Source organism: Enterococcus asini ATCC 700915, from assembly GCF_000407365.1.
GTDB classification, from domain to species: domain Bacteria; phylum Bacillota; class Bacilli; order Lactobacillales; family Enterococcaceae; genus Enterococcus_C; species Enterococcus_C asini.
The window spans coordinates 1,861,633-1,879,418 of record NZ_ASVU01000001.1 but is presented as its reverse complement, the minus strand read 5'-3'; the positions used below and the strand labels follow the sequence as shown (position 1 = coordinate 1,879,418).

General features: G+C 43.0%; 13 protein-coding genes. 2 read left to right on the top strand and 11 right to left on the bottom strand.

The annotated features are described in order from the left end of the window. Positions 1-3: 3 nt before the first annotated feature. The gene (gene glgB / locus I579_RS09040) at positions 4-1,914 is read right to left on the bottom strand and encodes a 1,4-alpha-glucan branching protein GlgB (protein ID WP_010753910.1); all 1,911 of its coding nucleotides are present in this window, start codon (positions 1,912-1,914) and stop codon (positions 4-6) included. 717 nt (positions 1,915-2,631) lie between these two features. After that, positions 2,632-3,801: an IS256 family transposase gene (locus tag I579_RS09035; protein ID WP_010752995.1), complete on the bottom strand. Its 1,170-nt coding sequence runs from the start codon at positions 3,799-3,801 to the stop codon at positions 2,632-2,634. A gap of 196 nt (positions 3,802-3,997) precedes the next feature. Between I579_RS09035 and I579_RS09030 the strand changes: the two genes are divergently transcribed. After that, positions 3,998-4,636: a hypothetical protein gene (locus I579_RS09030; RefSeq protein ID WP_010753911.1), complete on the top strand. Its 639-nt coding sequence runs from the start codon at positions 3,998-4,000 to the stop codon at positions 4,634-4,636. A 72-nt stretch (positions 4,637-4,708) separates the two neighbouring features. On the opposite strand, the gene I579_RS09025 is transcribed toward I579_RS09030, so the two are convergent. The 7 genes from I579_RS09025 to parE all read right to left on the bottom strand — a co-directional run bounded on the left by I579_RS09025 (position 4,709) and on the right by parE (position 15,186). Continuing rightward, positions 4,709-5,155: a hypothetical protein gene (locus I579_RS09025; RefSeq protein ID WP_051091749.1), complete on the bottom strand. Its 447-nt coding sequence runs from the start codon at positions 5,153-5,155 to the stop codon at positions 4,709-4,711. Positions 5,156-5,237: 82 nt separating this feature from the next. Beyond that, positions 5,238-6,077 carry a DUF1803 domain-containing protein gene (locus tag I579_RS09020; RefSeq protein ID WP_010753913.1) on the bottom strand — a complete coding sequence of 280 codons (840 nt, stop codon included), beginning with the start codon at positions 6,075-6,077 and terminating at the stop codon, positions 5,238-5,240. Positions 6,078-6,155: 78 nt separating this feature from the next. Further along, the gene (locus tag I579_RS09015) at positions 6,156-7,085 is read right to left on the bottom strand and encodes a manganese-dependent inorganic pyrophosphatase (protein WP_010753914.1); all 930 of its coding nucleotides are present in this window, start codon (positions 7,083-7,085) and stop codon (positions 6,156-6,158) included. 89 nt (positions 7,086-7,174) lie between these two features. Continuing rightward, a complete protein-coding gene (gene pflA / locus I579_RS09010) occupies positions 7,175-7,948 on the bottom strand; it encodes a pyruvate formate-lyase-activating protein (protein WP_010753915.1) in 774 nt (257 codons plus the stop codon). 134 nt (positions 7,949-8,082) lie between these two features. After that, a complete protein-coding gene (gene pflB / locus I579_RS09005; RefSeq protein WP_010753916.1) occupies positions 8,083-10,362 on the bottom strand; it encodes a formate C-acetyltransferase in 2,280 nt (759 codons plus the stop codon). Between the two features lie 270 nt (positions 10,363-10,632). Beyond that, a complete protein-coding gene (parC, locus tag I579_RS09000; protein ID WP_010753917.1) occupies positions 10,633-13,098 on the bottom strand; it encodes a DNA topoisomerase IV subunit A in 2,466 nt (821 codons plus the stop codon). Between the two features lie 33 nt (positions 13,099-13,131). Next, positions 13,132-15,186, bottom strand: coding sequence for a DNA topoisomerase IV subunit B (gene parE, locus I579_RS08995; RefSeq protein WP_034810567.1), 2,055 nt, complete (start codon positions 15,184-15,186; stop codon positions 13,132-13,134). 149 nt (positions 15,187-15,335) lie between these two features. On the opposite strand from parE, the gene plsY reads away from it, so the two are divergent. Further along, complete coding sequence (gene plsY, locus I579_RS08990; protein WP_010753919.1) at positions 15,336-15,962, top strand: glycerol-3-phosphate 1-O-acyltransferase PlsY; 627 nt, start codon at positions 15,336-15,338, stop codon at positions 15,960-15,962. 67 nt (positions 15,963-16,029) lie between these two features. On the opposite strand, the gene I579_RS08985 is transcribed toward plsY, so the two are convergent. Then, on the bottom strand, positions 16,030-16,905 hold the full coding sequence (locus I579_RS08985; RefSeq protein WP_010753920.1) for an aldose 1-epimerase family protein: 876 nt from the start codon (positions 16,903-16,905) through the stop codon (positions 16,030-16,032). Positions 16,906-16,984: 79 nt separating this feature from the next. Then, a complete protein-coding gene (gene codY, locus I579_RS08980; protein WP_010753921.1) occupies positions 16,985-17,776 on the bottom strand; it encodes a GTP-sensing pleiotropic transcriptional regulator CodY in 792 nt (263 codons plus the stop codon). Between the last annotated feature and the right edge of the window lie 10 nt (positions 17,777-17,786).

Here is a 17,786-nt window from a genome sequence, read left to right as displayed (position 1 = left end):
CTTTCACTTAGAAACTTTTTTAGCTTTTCGTGTATTAATCTGCTCAGGACGGATAATCAATGTTCCTAAGGCTGGTACAATCGTTTGAATCTGTTGGTCAAATTGTTTAAAGGCAATCGGCAGTGACTCACAAACGTCATTGTGCTTTGTCCAAGTCCCACCAAACTCCACCATCTCCGTATTCAGAACTTCTTGATAGGTTCCGGGATAAGGTACCCCAATGGCGAAGCTTTGCCGTTCCACCGGTGCCAGATTCAGCACGACGATTAAAAAGTCTTTTTTTGTTTTCCCTTGGCGGATAAATGTCAGCACACTATCTGCAGTATTATCTGCGTCAATGACTTCAATCGTATCCCAAGTGCCCTCTAACTCCCACAAAGCTTTTTCGCTGCGGTAAAATTCATTTAAGGTTTGGGTAAAATGCTGCATCTTGTGGTTCATATCATCCTCAAGATCCACCCATTCAAGGCCTTCATCAAACTTCCACTCTAAAAATTGTCCCCATTCACTCCCCATAAAGGTTAATTTCTTCCCAGGATGGGTAATCAAATAAGTGAACAAGGTGCGCAATTGAGCAAACTGCTTGTAGCGATCCCCCCACATTTTGTGCATCAAGCTTTTCTTCCCATGGACCACTTCATCGTGGGACAGTGGCAAAATATAGTTTTCATCCATCATGTACATGAAAGAAAAGGTCAACAGGTTGAAGTGGTGTTGACGAAAAAGTGGATCCATTTCAAAGAAGCGCAAGACATCATTCATCCAGCCCATATTCCACTTGTAGTCAAAACCTAGAGAGCCGGTTTCAATCATGCCGGTAATCTTCGTTTCCGAAGAACTTTCTTCTGCCACCATGATGACTTCTGGATGAGCGAGCTTAATCACCGCATTTAATTTTTGTAAGAAATAATAGCCTTCGAAGTTCCGATTGCCCCCTTCATGATTCGGCGTCCATGGTCCTTCATCGTAATCCCGATAGATCATATTGGATACCGCATCCACACGAATGCCGTCCAAATGATACATCTCAATCCAAAACATGGCGCTGGAAATCAAGAAGCTCTGAACTTGCGGTTTCCCTAAGTCGAAATTCAAAGAACCCCAACGTACATTGTTAGCTCGATCTGGATCCGTGTACTCAAAGGTAGGCGTTCCATCGTAATAAGGCAAAGTATCATCATTGATACAGAAATGCCCTGGCACCCAATCCACGAAGACGCCGATATTGTTTAAGTGACAAGCCTCTACAAAATCTTGAAACTCTTCTGGCGTACCATAATAGGAACTCAATGCAAAATACCCGATTAATTGATAGCCCCAGCTTCTTCCCAAAGGATGCTCCATTAAAGGCATGAACTCCACATGTGTGTAATTCATCTCTTTTAAATAAGGCACCAACTCCCGGGTCAAATCGGCAAAGCTGTAAGGTGTGCCATCTTCATGATGTTTCCAAGAACTAGCATGAACCTCGTAAATATTCAAAGGCCGCTTAAATTGATTCGAGCGTTTCTTCCGTCCTTGCCACAACCCATCTCGCCATTTCTTTTCTGGAATGGTATGAACCACCGCAGCGTTTCCTGGACGCTTTTCAAAGTAAATCGCAAAGGGATCAATTTTGAAAATCTCCCGTCCATCTTGTTGCCGGACTTTAAACTTGTACAAGTCCCCTTCTTTTGGAAGTTTCGTGGTCACCTCCCAGATACCGGATTCACTGGAAACAGTCATGGGCAATGTATCGTCCCAATCATTAAAATCCCCTACGAGCCAAACCTGTTGCGCATTTGGTGCCCAAACACGAAAAACATAGCCCTGGCTACTTTGATGTGCCCCTAAAAAATGTTGAGCATAGAAGTTTTCCCCTGTGAGAAACCGCGTTTTTGCGGCTTCTACTGCTGTTGCTACCTCGTCAGCCATACCATTGTCCTTTCCTTTTCACTAATCTTAGCCACTCTGGCAAACGCAAAAAAACCTCATCGAAAGCAGGTTTTCTAGGCACCAGAGTTTTCTAATATTATAATAACACAACCTTAATGATTCGAAAGCAGTTAATCACAAAAAAATTGAGTTCTTATCATCTTTTTTCGTGTTTTCTTTCGCTCATTTTCTTTCTCTTGTTTTTTATCGCGCTTACATTCTTTTTGTATAGACATTTTACAGTAATTTACAAAAAAACATTCATAATGATCGTTTTTTTAAGTTATCCATCATAAAATGAGAGATCAGATAAAATTACTTTTGTTTTATAAGAAAATAACACTCACCTAACAAAAAGGACAGTTGTTTTCCTAGCAAGAATAATTCACCAATAAAATGTATTTGCTTTCAATTTTTTGCTCAGAACCGGACCATTCTCTAAAAAAGAAAAAATCCGTTTGAGACACTTTTAACGAAAACAGACCTCCTTTTCAATTCTAGAAATTGAAAAGTACACCTATCACAAGCTTTTTCATTTTTTTCCAATAAATTGAGAGGATTCAAAAAAAAGACAGAAACTCATGAAAACTCGTGTTTATTGGATTTTTCAACAAAAGTAAAAATTGAAAATAGATTTTCTTCAAAGAAAAATGCTAACAATTAGATGGTAGCGTCAAGAATTATGTGTAAATGGAAAATCCATTCCGTTAATTACAGTTAAATCATTGACTCTAATGTATCCTGAATTTCTTTAAATCCTTTGTGAATCCTGCCTAAAAATTTTTGGTTATATTGATTAAATTGCGACACTAAAAATCTTTCTAAAGAGTCTTCATTTGGAAATTGTTCTTTTCTTCGAGTATACCGTTTTAATTGTTTATTAAATCCTTCGATTAAGTTCGTTGAATAGATGGTTCGTCTGATAGTGGGAGGAAAATTATAAAATGTGACTATGGCAGGATTCAAGAGCAGATTGACAACTCTTGGATACTGCTTTCCCCATTTTTTGACCATAAAGTCCACTTGAGCCAATGCCTCTTCTTTAGACGTTGCTTGGTAAACCGCTTTGAACTCCTCACAAATTTCTTTTCGATCTCGAATACGCACTTTATGTGCGATATTTCTAGATACATGTACACAGCATTGTTGAAATTGTGCATTCGGATACACACTATGGATACTTTCTTCGATACCACTTAAACCATCGGTTACCACTAATAAAACCTCTTCTAACCCACGGTTTTTAAGATCTTGAAGAACTTCTTTCCAAATATACGCGGATTCCGTTGGGGCGATAGTGAACCCAAGAACTTCTTTGGTTCCATCCAATCGGATACCAATCGTAATGTACACGGCTTCTTTTGAAACGGTTTGTCTCTTCAAAGGAATATGTGTCGCATCCATAAAGATAACGGAATAACTGGCTTCTAACGTTCTTTCTTTAAATGCTAAAACGTCTTCAGACACGAGTTTACTCATGTTGGAGATCGTTTGTGGCGTATAGTGATGCCCATACATTTTTTCAATTAATTCGGAAATTTCAGCCATCGTAATGCCTTTTTGAAATAATTGGATAACGGTCGTTTCTAACGAATCATTGGTTCTCTTATATGCTGGGAGTGTTTGTTGAGAAAATTCGCCATTCCGATCTCTAGGAATAGTTAAATTTAGCTCTCCATATTCTGTTTTAAATGTACGTGAATAATTCCCGTTACGGGAATTTCCTGAATTGAATCCATTTCGATCATATTTTTCGTAGTCTAAAAAAGCAGTTAGCTCTGCTTGTAGAAGTGAATTAATCGCTCGTTCTAAATGATCCCGAAATAATTCATCTAAATCGCCTTTATTGAGTAGTGTTTGCATAATTTCTGTAGTAAAATTAGTCATGAGAAAGTCCTCCTATAAAATTTCGGTGTCGTAACTTTAATTTTACAGAATGGACTTTCTCTTTTTCTACCCTAAATTTCTATTTACACAAAATATTTTACGCTATCAATTAGATTTTCTTATGAGATTCATTCGACATTTACTTATTATTTTGTTACTATTCTTATATGATAATCAAATGAAGAGGAGTTTTTTAATGGGTCAGCCGTTATTTACAAATAGAAAGTCCGGGAAGATAGCAGTCTTCAGCGGCTTTATCACCGTTTTGTTTTTTATCTTGTGTTTGCTTTTTTTAGATCAACAGACTGTTTTTTATTCCACCCCTTTGCCCCTCCATACAGACTTCGCCAATGGTGGTCCGATTTCCGCTTTGTTTTACCATCTTTTCATCTTGATGTTGGTAGTCTTTAGCGGCTTAGTTTGTCGGTTTGCTCGGGTCAATCATTGGGTGGAATTTCGGGAAGCCACGCTTTTCACTTTCATTGGCTATGCCTTTTTATTTCTGCGAACCTTTTTACTGATTTTTGACACCCAATCCTTATACTATATTTTGACAGCTGGTGTGCAAGTCTTAGTGGCTTTAGTGGGCATGCTCTTTTACCTGATTACGTTTATCTCAAATCCAAAAGCACACCCGATGGCCTTTCTCTTAGGCATGGATATGATGCTCTATTTGCTCAGTGTTCTTTTTAGCGTCTTCAGTACCGAGTTTATCTTGCCAAACTTCGGCACCTTACTGGTGACGGTTGCCAATGTGAGCATTATCAGCTTGTTCTTTTACTGGGCTTTGAAAAAAGACGCTCTTACACAAGAACTGGAAAACACTCCTTCTTAAAGAAAAAGACATCAAAAAAGGAGCTTGAGAATTCTCAAGCTCCTTTTAGTTTACTCAGATTTGATTTACGACTTATTGCACTACGAGTTCTTGAATGGAACCACTGGTATACACCTTGTAGATTGAAGCAACTTTCTTTTGCGGACTAGAAGCTACCACCAAGTAATAGTTCCCATTGCTATCAAAGTCCAACTCCCCAATGGTCTTGTACTGATAGCCATTACCGGCATATTTCTCTTCATCACGAATAAATGCCGAAGCTTGAGATGGGGAAAGAATGAAGTTCGAGTCCACCAACCAGTCTAAAATCACCGGAACCACTGTAGACGCAGCGACTTCTTTTTGCTTTTGAATGGCAAGGATCATCTCGGCATCAGAAAAGTGACTCTCATCAATTTGGCTCAACTTCAACTCTTTTCGGGCACGTTCCACCTCCACCATGGAAACAAACGTTACGACTTCGCCGACGGTTTTTGCTTGCTGCGGTACAGTTATATCCTGATAATTTTCCAATTTCATGTCCTCCTTTTGATCTTCTAAAAAGAGTGTAACACGCATGAAAAATTTTCACAATCATAACATTTATTATTTTCTAATTATTTTATCTTTTATTTGCAAGGATAGTCTTTTCTTTATAAAACCATCGAAACAGCCCTTTAAAGCGGTTTTCACATAGAAAACCTAGTAAAACACTTATTTCAAAATGATTTAACTTCATGATTTTTGTTTTTAATTCAGTCGTTTCTGAGAGATTCCGTAGATAGAGAATCGTCAATTGATTCTCCTTTGTTAAGATTCCAGTCCGCAAAAGACTCTCATAAAAGATGTTTGCTTTTGGCGCTTTGCCTTTTCCCACACGACTTAAAATCCACTGAACTTGCTGAAAGTAATACTCCTCATCCACATCCCCAATCAACTGAGCAAGCTGACTGTAAATAACCGGCTCCTCCAAATGACGATTTGCTACAAAATACCCCGCTAAATCTGAGGCGTCAGGTTTTGTTACCAAACTAAAAGCCTGTAAATCTCCTGGTAATCCAGCTTCCTGAAGCCTACCCATAGGCACATCGTCAGCTACCAAATAAGCAGTCTCTGGCTGACACGTCACAAAAGGTTGCAAAAAAGTAGCTAACTCCTCTTGTGATAAGTGTAATAAATCCTGTAACAACTCTTGCACCGCTGCTTCTTTTCCGACTTGTTGTTGATCTTCTTGCGTATAAAACGGCAAGTTCAGTTGATAACGCCGATCGGCACGCTCAATCCAGCCCACTTCGATGCAAGACTCCAAGTATTTCACAAAGCCTTTTTCAGAAAACTGCTGATTCAGCTCCCGCAAGGTACAGTTAGGTCGTGCTTGTAAAAAGGTCATCAAAGGGGTAAAAAACACCTTAGCTTGGAGCTCATACAGTTTCGATTTTCTCGTATCGTAATAAATCTTCATGTCTTCACCTCAAAAAAAGACTTGTTTCCCAAAAGAGAGCGGCTTAGCTGGCACTCTTAAGGAAACAAGTCTCCATTTTTATCCTTCGAAAGCTACGGTTAATTGAGGAACCACTTGTTTCTTACGGGAGACAACGCCTGGTAAGAAAGCCCGGTTATCGGTTAAAGTCGTAGCAAAAGCCGTTTCCACCACTTCAAGAGGCGCACCCACTGCCAATAATTCCGAGTTACTGTCTAGAATGTCAGTAGCAATCAACAGGAACAAGTCATACCCTTTCGCCGCATTTTCCGCTACCATGGCAGCTTCTAATTCTTGCTGACGGTTAAAGACTTCTTTTAAGTCTACGGTGTTCACTTGGGCGATACGGACTGTTTTGCCCCCCATTGGGAAACTTTTCGCATCTAAGTCCAAAAGTTCTGCCGCTGACTTGTCGCCTAAATTAGTGCCGGCTTTTAACATTTCCAAGCCATAGCTGTTTAAGTCCACCTTCGCGATGTCGGCTAATTTTTCTGCCGCATTGATATCTTCAGGTGTGCAAGTTGGTGATTTGAACAACAAGGTATCGGAAATAATTGCAGATAACATGATTCCGGCAATTGCTTGAGGAATTTCCGCTTCATATTCTTGATACAATTTGTAAATGATGGTGCTCGTGCAGCCCACTGGTTCTGCTCGGTAGTATAAAGGGTTCGCTGTTTCAAAATTAGCAATCCGGTGATGGTCTACCACTGCCAAGACAGTAACATCCGCAATATCAGAAACACTTTGTTGGAATTCATTGTGATCCACTAACATTACAGTGTCGGTTTCTGGTTTTACCGCTTCAATAACCCGAGGTGCTGCTAGACCGAAATGATCCAAAGCAAACTGGGTTTCTTCAGAAGGTGTGCCTAAAGCCACGGCTTCTGCATCCACCTCTAATACTTGTTGTAAGTTGGCAAAGGCAATCGCTGCCCCAATTGCATCCGTATCAGGATTTTGGTGACCAAATACTAAAACTTTTGACATAAGTCGATTCGCTCCTTTGATTAGATTCCTTTCCATAATAACAAAAAACAGGAAAGAAATCACTTCTTTCCTGTTCTCGTGACGCTTTTTTAGCGGGTCAAATAACCGGTGTACTCACTAGTGTGAAGCAAGCGTTTGGCATTTTCCACCCGTTCTTCCGTTGGCGGCTTGATTCCTTTTAGGGGATAGGTCAAGTTTAACTCTTCCCATTTGTAGCGCCCCATGGTGTGGTAAGGCAAGATTTCCACTTTGTCCACATTGTTCAAGCTCTTGATAAATGTATCCAAGCGAATCAAGTATTCATCGTAGTCGCTTCGTTCAGGAACCAAGACGTGACGAATCCAGACAGGTTTCCCGATTTCAGACAAGTATTTTGCCATTTCCAAAATCGGTGTGTTGGATTGACGGGTTAATTTTTTATGGGCTTCTTCATCAATGTGTTTAATATCAAACAACAAGAGGTCCGTGTATTCCATCAATTCATTGAACTTGCTGAAGAAGGGTTCTTCCCGGGTGAAAGGTTGACCACAAGTATCGATTGTCGTGGTAATTCCCATGGCTTTGGCCTTTTTGAAAAGATCAATCAAAAAGTCAATTTGCAACAATGGTTCCCCACCACTAACAGTGATCCCACCTTTTTGTCCCCAGTAACTACGGTAGTGCAAAGCTTCTTCTAAAACATCATCCGCCGTGCGTTTCCGCGCTTTCGGATTTTGCAACATCCAAGTATCCGGATTGTGACAAAATTGACAACGCATGCGACATCCTTGCATAAATACGATAAACCGGACACCCGGTCCATCTACTGAGCCAAAGCTTTCTGTAGAGTGGACAATGCCGTATAATTCTTCTGTTTCTGCCATTGGTTGATCTTCCTTTCTGGTACACATTCGATCCTTGCCAAAGAGTGCTTATTGTCGGAAAACTCCCACGAATAAGTGGCAAAAGGCGGATGAACACCGTCCATCCGCCCTGTATTGCCTATTGTGTTATCTTCTTACATGTGATCGTGGAATGTCCGGCTAATAACGTCCATTTGTTGTTCACGAGTAAGGTCGATAAATTTAACTGCATATCCAGAAACCCGGATAGTGAAGTTAGCATATTCTTCTTTTTCTGGGTGTTCCATAGCATCCAACAATTTTTCTTTGTTGAACACGTTCACGTTCAAGTGGTGTGCTCCTTGGTTGAAGTAACCATCCAAGACGTGAGTCAAGGAATCGATTTGTTCTTCTTCGTCATGACCTAATGCTTCAGGGTTGATACTTTGAGTGTTAGAGATACCATCCAAAGCCAATTCGTAAGGCAATTTAGTCAAGGAATTCAAGGAAGCCAACAATCCGTGAGTTTCAGCGCCGTAAGATGGGTTAGCACCTGGTGCCAAAGGTTCGCCAGCAGCCCGACCGTCAGGAAGAGCCCCAGTAGCTTTACCATAAACCACGTTAGAAGTGATTGTTAGGATTGAAGTTGTTGGTTCAGAGTTACGGTAAGTGTGGTAGTGTTCCAATTTTTCCATGAATGTTTGTAGCAACCAAACAGCCAAGTCATCGGCACGGTCATCGTCGTTACCATATTTAGGGAAGTCGCCTTCGATCTTGTAGTCGATAGCCAAACCATCTTCGTCACGAATTGGTGTAACTTTTGCATATTTAATAGCGGACAAGGAGTCAACTACGTGAGAGAAACCAGCGATACCAGTTGCAAAAGTACGTTTCAAGTTTGTATCCATCAAAGCAAGTTCAGCTGCTTCGTAGAAATATTTGTCATGCATGTAGTGGATGCAGTTCAAAGTATTTACATACATACCTGCTAACCATTCCATCATGTCGTCATATTTTTCCATAACTTCGTCGAAATCTAGAACGCCGTCGCCTTCGATACCACGGTATTTAGGTCCAACTTGTGTTTTGCTCTTTTCATCCACGCCACCGTTGATTGCGTACAACAAAGCTTTTGCCAAGTTTGCACGAGCGCCGAAGAATTGCATTTCTTTACCAGTTTCTGTTGCGGATACACAGCAGCAGATTGCATAGTCATCTTTCCATACTGGACGCATAACATCGTCGTTTTCGTATTGGATAGAAGAAGTCTCGATAGAGATTTTTGCAGCGTAGTCTTTGAAGCCTTGAGGCAAACGAGAAGAATACAAGACTGTCAAGTTTGGTTCTGGAGAAGGTCCCATGTTTTGCAATGTACGCAAGAAACGGAAGTCATTCTTCGTTACCAAAGTACGGCCGTCCATACCCATACCAGCGATAGACAAGGTTGCCCAAACTGGGTCACCAGAGAACAATTCGTTGTAGCTAGGGATACGAGCAAATTTCACCATACGCAATTTCATAACCAAATGGTCAATCAATTCTTGTGCTTGTTCTTCAGTCAAAGTACCGTTCTTCAAGTCCCGTTGGATGTAGATATCCAAGAATGTAGAAATACGGCCGATAGACATTGCAGCACCGTTTTGTTCTTTAATTGCTGCTAAGTAACCGAAGTAAGTCCATTGAACTGCTTCTTTTGCGTTAGTAGCTGGTTTTGAAATATCGTAACCGTAAGCGGCAGCCATTTCTTTCATGCGTTTTAATGCTTTGTATTGGTCGTTGATTTCTTCACGAAGACGGATATCTTCTTCAGTGAATTGACCATGGCCACAGTTCGTGTGGTCTTTTAATTTTTCAGCCATCAAGTAATCGATACCGTATAATGCAACCCGACGGTAGTCACCGACGATCCGGCCACGGCCGTAAGTATCAGGAAGACCAGTGATGATTTTGTTACGACGTGCTGCCCGGATTTCAGGAGTGTAAACGTCGAATACACCTTGGTTATGTGTTTTGTGGTAGTCATTGAAAATTTCAGTGTATTTAGGGTTTGGAGTGTAACCATAGCTTTCTAATGCTTCTTCAGCCATGCGAATCCCACCGTAAGGCATGAAAGCACGTTTCAAAGGTTTGTCAGTTTGCAAACCAACGACTGCTTCTTTGTCTTTAGAGCTTTCGTCGATGTAGCCAGCGCCATAAGCGTTTGCGGAAGAAACCACGTCAGCTTCCATGTCTAGCACGCCGCCGTTTTCCCGTTCTTGTTTTTGTAGTTGTTGCAATTTGCCCCATAGTTCGTTAGTAGCTTCTGTTGGTTCAGCTAAGAAATCAGCGCTACCTTCGTATGGAGTGTAGTTTGTTTGGATAAAATCACGGGTGTCGATGCCTTCTTTCCAAAGACGACCGTTAAAACCTGCCCACGCAGTTTTATTCATTTCTTCAATATTTGTCGCAGTTGCCATTGAATGAAACCTCCTTAGTTTTGCCGTTGACGATATGTAACAGCTTTACGGGATTAGTATAACACATCTCAAACCCATTGCAAGCATTTTCCCAAAAGTTGTTCAAAAAAACACGGAACATTCCTCTTGAATTTCATAAACCGCTTAAGAACAACACTTACAGCTTGTGATATTCTTAATTTTTAGGTGTGCCATTTCTCGAAACCCTTTTCACATGAGCATCAAAAAACGCCCGTCTGTATCAATACAGACGGACGAGTGTGTTGAAATTTATATAACAGAATCTTCTTTCGGTAATCCTGCCTCGATGATTTCGTGGACACTGATCACCGTGCCCCCTTCTTTTTCGTCCAGGACGAAGGAACCATTAGAGGTCCGCTCACCGATTGGTACCTGATTGGTAGCCACTTCTCGTAATTGCCCCTTTTGATTTTGCAATAAGAGTATACGATCTTCCCCAGGCCCCATGTACAATACGCGATGAGGATTTTTCTTTAACTCCCGTAAGACCATCAGACCTCTCTTGGCTCTCCCTAAAGCATTCAACTCTTGTGCGAGCATGCGTTTTACCGCACCGCGTTGGGTCACAATCACCACAAGCGTGTCCCCTTCTGCCAGTACCAAAAGACCATTGACTACAAAGTCATTGTCTTTTAGATTCATTGCTTTCACCCCAGCAGCTTTCGGACCGACCACCGGCACTTCATTTAAGTCATAGCGCAAGCCAAAGCCACGATGGCTCACTAAGAAGACATCCAAAGGTTCGTCCTCTGAAACAAGGTAGACCGCAACCAATTCATCTTCGTCGGCTTTTAACTTGATCATGGTCAAAGGCCGACTCTTATAGGTCCGCCAAGGTTCAAAGTCCGTCATCAGAGATTGTTTGATCTGACCATTTTTTGTAATCAAAACAAAGCGTTTCGCCGGATCGAGTTCTTTATAGGTAAAGACCGCTAGAATCGACTCATCAATGGCTAAGCTGAGCATGGTTTGGCTAATATGCTCCCCGATTTCCTTCCATTTTAGATCTGCTAATTCATGCACCGGGCGATAGATGACATTGCCCTTATTGGTCACTAACAAGAGATGATCCAAGGTATTCACCGCTCCCGTGTACAAGAGCCGGTCCCCTTCTTTCATCCCCACTTCTTCCGGTTTTGAGGCCTGGTAACTCCGCAGACTACTGCGCTTCAAGTAGCCATCATGGGTCACGGTAACAACTACATCCTCAGAAGCAATCAAGACTTCCGTTTCAATCTTGATTTCGCTGATTTCCGCTTCAATTTTAGTCAAACGAGGATTGCCGTATTGCTTTTTCACACTGCGCAATTCTGCTTTAATGACTTTCAACAACTCTTGTTCGTCATCTAAAATCTTCCGCAAACGCAAAAGGGTCGCCGCCAGTTCTTCTGCCTCCGCCCGTAAAGCGGTAATATCCGTATTGGTCAAACGATACAATTGCAAATTCACAATGGCTTCCGCTTGTTCTTCTGTAAAGCCGTGCTCTAATACTAAGTTGTTCTTAGCGTCCCGTTTGTCCTTACTTCCTCTAATCGTAGCAATTACTTCGTCTAAAATCGACAGAGCTTTAATCAAGCCTTCCACGATATGCTGACGTTTTTTGGCTTTTTCCAACTCAAAGCGACTGCGGCGAGTGATGACATCTTTACGGTGAGCGATATAGCTATTTAAAATGCGCAAAAGTCCAACTTGTTGGGGGCGCATTTCGTCGATTGCTACCATATTAAAGTTGTAATTAATCTGCAAGTCGGTATTTTTGTAAAGGTAATTCAAGATACCTTCTGCGTTGGCTTCTTTCTTTAATTCCACCACAATGCGCAAGCCGGTCCGGTCGGATTCATCTCGGACTTCGGCGATACCGTCGATTTTCTTATTCAAGCGCACCTCGTCCATCTTCTTCACCAGGCTGGCTTTGTTGACTTCGTAAGGAATTTCCGTGATGACGATTTGTTCTTTGCCGCCTTTTAGTGTTTCAATGTCCGTCACCGAACGCAAAATGACTTTGCCTTTACCGGTTTCGTAAGCTTTTTTGATCTCTGCCGCCCCTTGCAAGATTCCCCCAGTGGGAAAATCCGGTCCAGGGATGAAGTCCATCAATTTATCCAAAGAAGCATTAGGATGGTCAATCAAATAAATCGTGCCATCAATGACTTCTCCTAGATTGTGGGTAGGAATCTCAGTGGCATAACCGGCGGAAATCCCGGTGGAACCATTGACCAAAAGATTGGGAAATCGTGCGGGTAAAACCGTGGGCTCTTTTTCCGTGTCGTCAAAGTTCCAGACTAAGTCCACGGTTTCTTTTTCGATATCCGCCAACAACTCTTCGCTGACTTTGGACAAGCGTGCTTCCGTATACCGCATAGCTGCCGGCGGATCCCCGTCCATGCTCCCGTTGTTCCCGTGCATTTCAATCAAGACTTCCCGTAGTTTCCAGTCTTGACTTAGGCGCACCATGGCTTCGTAAATACTGCTATCTCCATGGGGATGGTAATTCCCCATGATGTTCCCTACAGACTTAGCCGATTTCCGAAAGGCTTTATCGTACGTATTGCCGTCCTTGTTCATGGCAAATAAAATCCGCCGTTGTACCGGTTTTAGTCCGTCACGGATATCTGGCAAAGCCCGTTCTTGAATGATGTATTTTGAATAGCGCCCGAAGCGATCACCCATGACCTCTTCTAGCGTCAACTCTTGAATGTTGTGATTGTGTTCCAAAAAAGCTCCTCCATTTCTAGCCAGGAATCTGACCTATTCCAAATCGAATAAGCTGATTTCGTCGGTTGCTGCTTCGGAATTAGCTTCCGGTGTGACTGCTTCTGAGACAGTTTCAAAGGTACCGTTATCGGTTTCTTTGTTCTCCAAAATGCTACCGTCTTCTTCCAATGTGAACTGCACATGGGATTCAATCCAACGACGGCGGGGTTCGACTTTGTCCCCCATTAAGGTCGTTACCCGGCGTTCTGCTTGAGCCGCATCGTCAATACGCACCCGCACCAAAGTCCGAGTTTCTGGATCCATAGTGGTTTCCCATAGTTGTTCCGCGTTCATTTCCCCGAGACCTTTGTAGCGTTGTAGCATATAGCCTTTGCCAACTTTTTGAATCACACTTTGCAACTCTTCATCCGTCCAAGCGTATTCTAATACCGCTTTTTTCCCAGTGCCTTTCGATACTTTATACAAAGGAGGCAAGGCAATGTAAACCCGACCAGCTTCGATCAATGGTTTCATATAACGATAGAAGAACGTCAAAAGCAACACTTGAATGTGGGCCCCATCGGTATCCGCATCCGTCATGATAATGACTTTGTCGTAATTGGCATCTTCAATCGCAAACTCCGGTCCCACACCGGCGCCAATGGTGTAAATCACGGTATTGATCTCTTCGTTTTTCAAGATGTCTTGCATCTTGGCTTTTTCCGTATTGATGACTTTCCCCCGCAAAGGCAAAATCGCTTGGAATTTCCGATCCCGTCCTTGCTTGGCACTGCCCCCGGCGGAATCACCTTCCACTAGGAACAGTTCATTTTTCTTCGGGTTACGAGATTGGGCCGGTGTTAGTTTTCCGGACAATAAGGACTCGCCTTTTTTGCGCTTCTTGCCATTGCGACTTTCTTCTCGAGCTTTTCTGGCAGCTTCCCGGGCTTCCCGAGCCTTCACCGCTTTTCGCACTAACATTTGGCTCATTTCACTATTTTCTTGTAGGAAAAAGCCCAGCTGTTCCCCAAGGACACCGTCCACGGCATTCCGAGCAATCGGCGTACCAAGTTTCTCCTTTGTTTGGCCTTCAAATTGCAATAGGTTTTCCGGGATGCGCAAGGAGAGCACCGCCGCCAACCCTTCGCGGAAATCAGAGCCTTCTAAGTTCCGGTCTTTTTCTTTCAACAAGCCCACTTTCCGGGCGTATTCATTAAAAGCCTTGGTCATGGAAGCTTTCATCCCGGCTTCGTGAGTCCCGCCGTCTTTTGTGCGCACGTTATTGACGAAAGACAGGATGTTTTCGGAATACCCATCGTTATATTGGAAGGCGATTTCCACTTCGATGCCTTCTTTTTCCCCACTGAAGTACATCACCGGTGTTAGCGTGTCTTTTTCTTCATTTAAATAATCCACGAACTCCTTGATGCCTTCTTCGTAATGGAAAACCTCGGTTTTGTGTTCTGCTTCCCGCAAGTCGGTCAATGTAATCTTGACGCCTCGCAGTAAAAAGGCAGATTCCCGCAAACGTTCGGCCAACGTATCGTAAGAAAAATGCACCGTGGTAAAGATGCTATCATCAGGTAAAAAGGTCACTTTGGTTCCATTCGGGCGTTTGGTCTTGCCGATTTTTTTCAGCGTCCCTTGAGGTTTGCCACCATTGATAAAGCGTTCTTCATACTCCACGCCATCACGGACGATGTTTACCGTTAGCCACTTGGACAAGGCGTTAACCACGCTGGCCCCCACCCCGTGAAGACCACCAGAGGTCTTGTAGCCCCCTTGCCCGAATTTCCCACCGGCATGGAGCACAGTGAAGATGACTTCCACCGTAGGAATCCCGGAAGCATGCATCCCCACTGGCATCCCCCGACCACTATCCACGACGGTGACACTGTTGTCTTTGTTTAAAGTTACTTCAATATGATTGCCAAAACCGGACAAAGCTTCGTCCACGGCATTGTCCACAATCTCATAAACTAAATGATGTAAGCCTCGGCCGTCCGTGGAACCAATGTACATTCCCGGCCGTTTTCGTACGGCTTCTAATCCCTCTAGCACCTGGATCGAAGCGTCGTTGTATTCGTTTTTGTTCGTTGATTTCGCCAAAGCAAACTCTCCTTTATCTGGAAATGCGCCAAAAGGCCACATATTATAATACTTCAAATTCCTCGGGAAAAAAAGAGAAAACCTGAAATTGTATTGTCCCCTTTCTGGATTCATGCTAAAATTGCCCTAGTTTAGAAAAGAGGTATTATATGAAAATTGTTATTTTATTAGCCGTGGCCTATCTCTTGGGCTCGATACCTTCCGGAGTCTGGATTGGCAAACTCTTCTACGGCAAAGACATTCGCCAATTTGGCAGTGGCAATTCTGGCACTACCAACACCTTTCGCGTCTTAGGCAAACCAGCGGGCATCGTCGTCTTACTCATGGACATCTTAAAAGGAACCTTAGCCACCTTGTTGCCGACCCTTTTTCACTTGGATAATGTCAATCCTTTGTGGTTTGGGGTTTTTGCGATTCTCGGCCACACCTTCCCGGTATTCGCCGGTTTTAAAGGGGGCAAAGCCGTGGCCACCAGCGCCGGGATGTTATTAGCTTACAGCCCTTTATTCTTTCTTTATTCCGTTGTGCTCTTTTTGGTTTGTCTCTTTATCAGTAGCATGGTTTCTTTATCCAGTATGATTGCTGCTGTACTAGTGACCCTCTCTACGATCATCTTGCCTTATGTCTGGCCGACCATCTTACCCGAGCACAACTGGCTTTTGACCTTGATTGCAGCTGGTGTGACGATTTTCATCTTCATTCGCCATCGAGAAAATATCAAGCGCATCAAAGCCGGTACCGAAAACCGCGTGCCTTTTGGTTTAAATCAAAAATAAGAGCTACTCTCACTTTCCTTTAGCGAAAGTTGAGAGTAGCTTTTTTAATTGCTGATTTTTCCCGAGCCTACTTCACGATAATCGCGTATTTGGTCCGGAATGTGGCTCCGGGAGCTAATTTTTGAATGCCTAATTTTTCCGTTAACTCACCGGTAGCATCTGTGGTGTCCGCCACCCCAGCCCAAGGCTCAATACATAAGAAAGGAGCCGCTTTGGGATAAGGTGTCCAAATACCCACGTAAGCCATATCATTAAAGGCCACGCGGACACTGTGAGGCGATTTTTCACTGGCAATGGTCACGCTGGTCAAGCCTTTGGTCTCATAGATCAAAGCATCATTTTGAAAGAGATCATGGGTCAAACGCAAGTTAGTATTGGTTGCACCAAGCGTCCGCTGACTCATATCGATGAAATTACCAGATAGGGGTAATTCAATCCGTGATTTCATCGGTGAAAAAGCCAAGTAATAATCTTCAAAGGTTAAGTTATCCTCTAAAGGTACGTTAAAAGCGGGATGCCCACCGATGGAAAAGAACAGTTCTTTTTGACTAGGATTATGCACCTCGTAGCGGACTTGCAAGCCTTCCCCGCCTAATTCGTAATGAACATTTAAGGCAAAATCAAAGGGATAAACTGTCCGCGTCGCTTCATCAGCCACTAGTTGCAAAGTTACCGAATCTTGGGTTTGCTCAATCACGGTAAACTCTCGGTCCCGGGCAAAACCATGACGAGGCAATTCGTATTCTTGCCCTTCGTAGCGGTAGCGACCATCCTTTAGCGCCCCCACAATCGGAAAGAGAATCGGCGCATGCTTGCCCCAGTATTCGGGGTCGGCTTGCCAAATATACTCCCGACTTGTGTCACGGCTTTGCAAACTTTGCAACTCCGCGCCTTTTTCGGCAATCTTGGCAATCAACTGTCCATTTTCAATCGTTACTGTCATACCATCGGCCTCCTGCTTTTCTGCTAACCTGACTGTACTTCCAGTGCCACAGACTTCTCACATTATCCGCCAGCAGATTTTAATAGTTATGTTTTTCCAATTCTTCTTTGAAACGTCCGTTTAACACGCGTAAATACGTACCTTTCATCCCGAGAGAACGTGATTCGATAATTCCAGCAGATTCCAGTTTGCGCAAAGCATTTACGATAACGGAACGGGTAATTCCAATTTTATCAGCGATATTCGATGCCGTCAATCGTCCTTCATCCCCATCCAAAGCTTCAAAAATCGCTTGGACTGCTTTTAATTCACTGTAAGACAACGTATTGATTGCCATTTGGACTGCTGTGGCACTGCGGACATCTTCTTCAATATGACGAGATTTTTGATACAAGAATTGCATCCCAACTACTGTGGCACTGTATTCCGCCAAGACAAGGTCTTCTTCGGTAAAAGGCGCATCCACCCGAGCCAAAATAATCGTTCCCAAGCGTTCTCCAGCACCGAACATCGGCACCACTGTGGTCACACCGTTAGGGTATTGTTCCCGGCTTTCCACTGGAAAAGCAGTCATATCGCTATCAATGGAGATGTTGGCTTCGGTTTTGCCTAAATGATCCAAAGCATCCGTGTATTGTTTTGGAAATTGTTTTTCCACAAACATGCTCTTCACTCGCTGGTTGTTCACGTCATGCTTTTCATTGAAGCCGAGCAAGGTCCCTTCATTATTAATGATGTAACTGTTGGCATCCAACACATCCCCTAAAATCATCGCCATCTTGTCATAAGGTAGGTCTGACTTCATATCAAAGGTGTTTTTTTGTTGCAACAATTCATTGATTTGACGCGTTTTTTCTAATAAGGATTCCATCTTCTTCTCC

Bases quoted from the DNA above. Each gene is read 5' to 3' on its own strand.
- glgB (WP_010753910.1), bottom strand. From the start codon at position 1,914: ATGGCTGACGAGGTAGCAACAGCAGTAGAAGCCGCAAAAACGCGGTTT.
- I579_RS09035 (WP_010752995.1), bottom strand. From the start codon at position 3,801: ATGACTAATTTTACTACAGAAATTATGCAAACACTACTCAATAAAGGC.
- I579_RS09030 (WP_010753911.1), top strand. From the start codon at position 3,998: ATGGGTCAGCCGTTATTTACAAATAGAAAGTCCGGGAAGATAGCAGTC.
- I579_RS09025 (WP_051091749.1), bottom strand. From the start codon at position 5,155: ATGAAATTGGAAAATTATCAGGATATAACTGTACCGCAGCAAGCAAAA.
- I579_RS09020 (WP_010753913.1), bottom strand. From the start codon at position 6,077: ATGAAGATTTATTACGATACGAGAAAATCGAAACTGTATGAGCTCCAA.
- I579_RS09015 (WP_010753914.1), bottom strand. From the start codon at position 7,085: ATGTCAAAAGTTTTAGTATTTGGTCACCAAAATCCTGATACGGATGCA.
- pflA (WP_010753915.1), bottom strand. From the start codon at position 7,948: ATGGCAGAAACAGAAGAATTATACGGCATTGTCCACTCTACAGAAAGC.
- pflB (WP_010753916.1), bottom strand. From the start codon at position 10,362: ATGGCAACTGCGACAAATATTGAAGAAATGAATAAAACTGCGTGGGCA.
- plsY (WP_010753919.1), top strand. From the start codon at position 15,336: ATGAAAATTGTTATTTTATTAGCCGTGGCCTATCTCTTGGGCTCGATA.
- I579_RS08985 (WP_010753920.1), bottom strand. From the start codon at position 16,905: ATGACAGTAACGATTGAAAATGGACAGTTGATTGCCAAGATTGCCGAA.
- codY (WP_010753921.1), bottom strand. From the start codon at position 17,776: ATGGAATCCTTATTAGAAAAAACGCGTCAAATCAATGAATTGTTGCAA.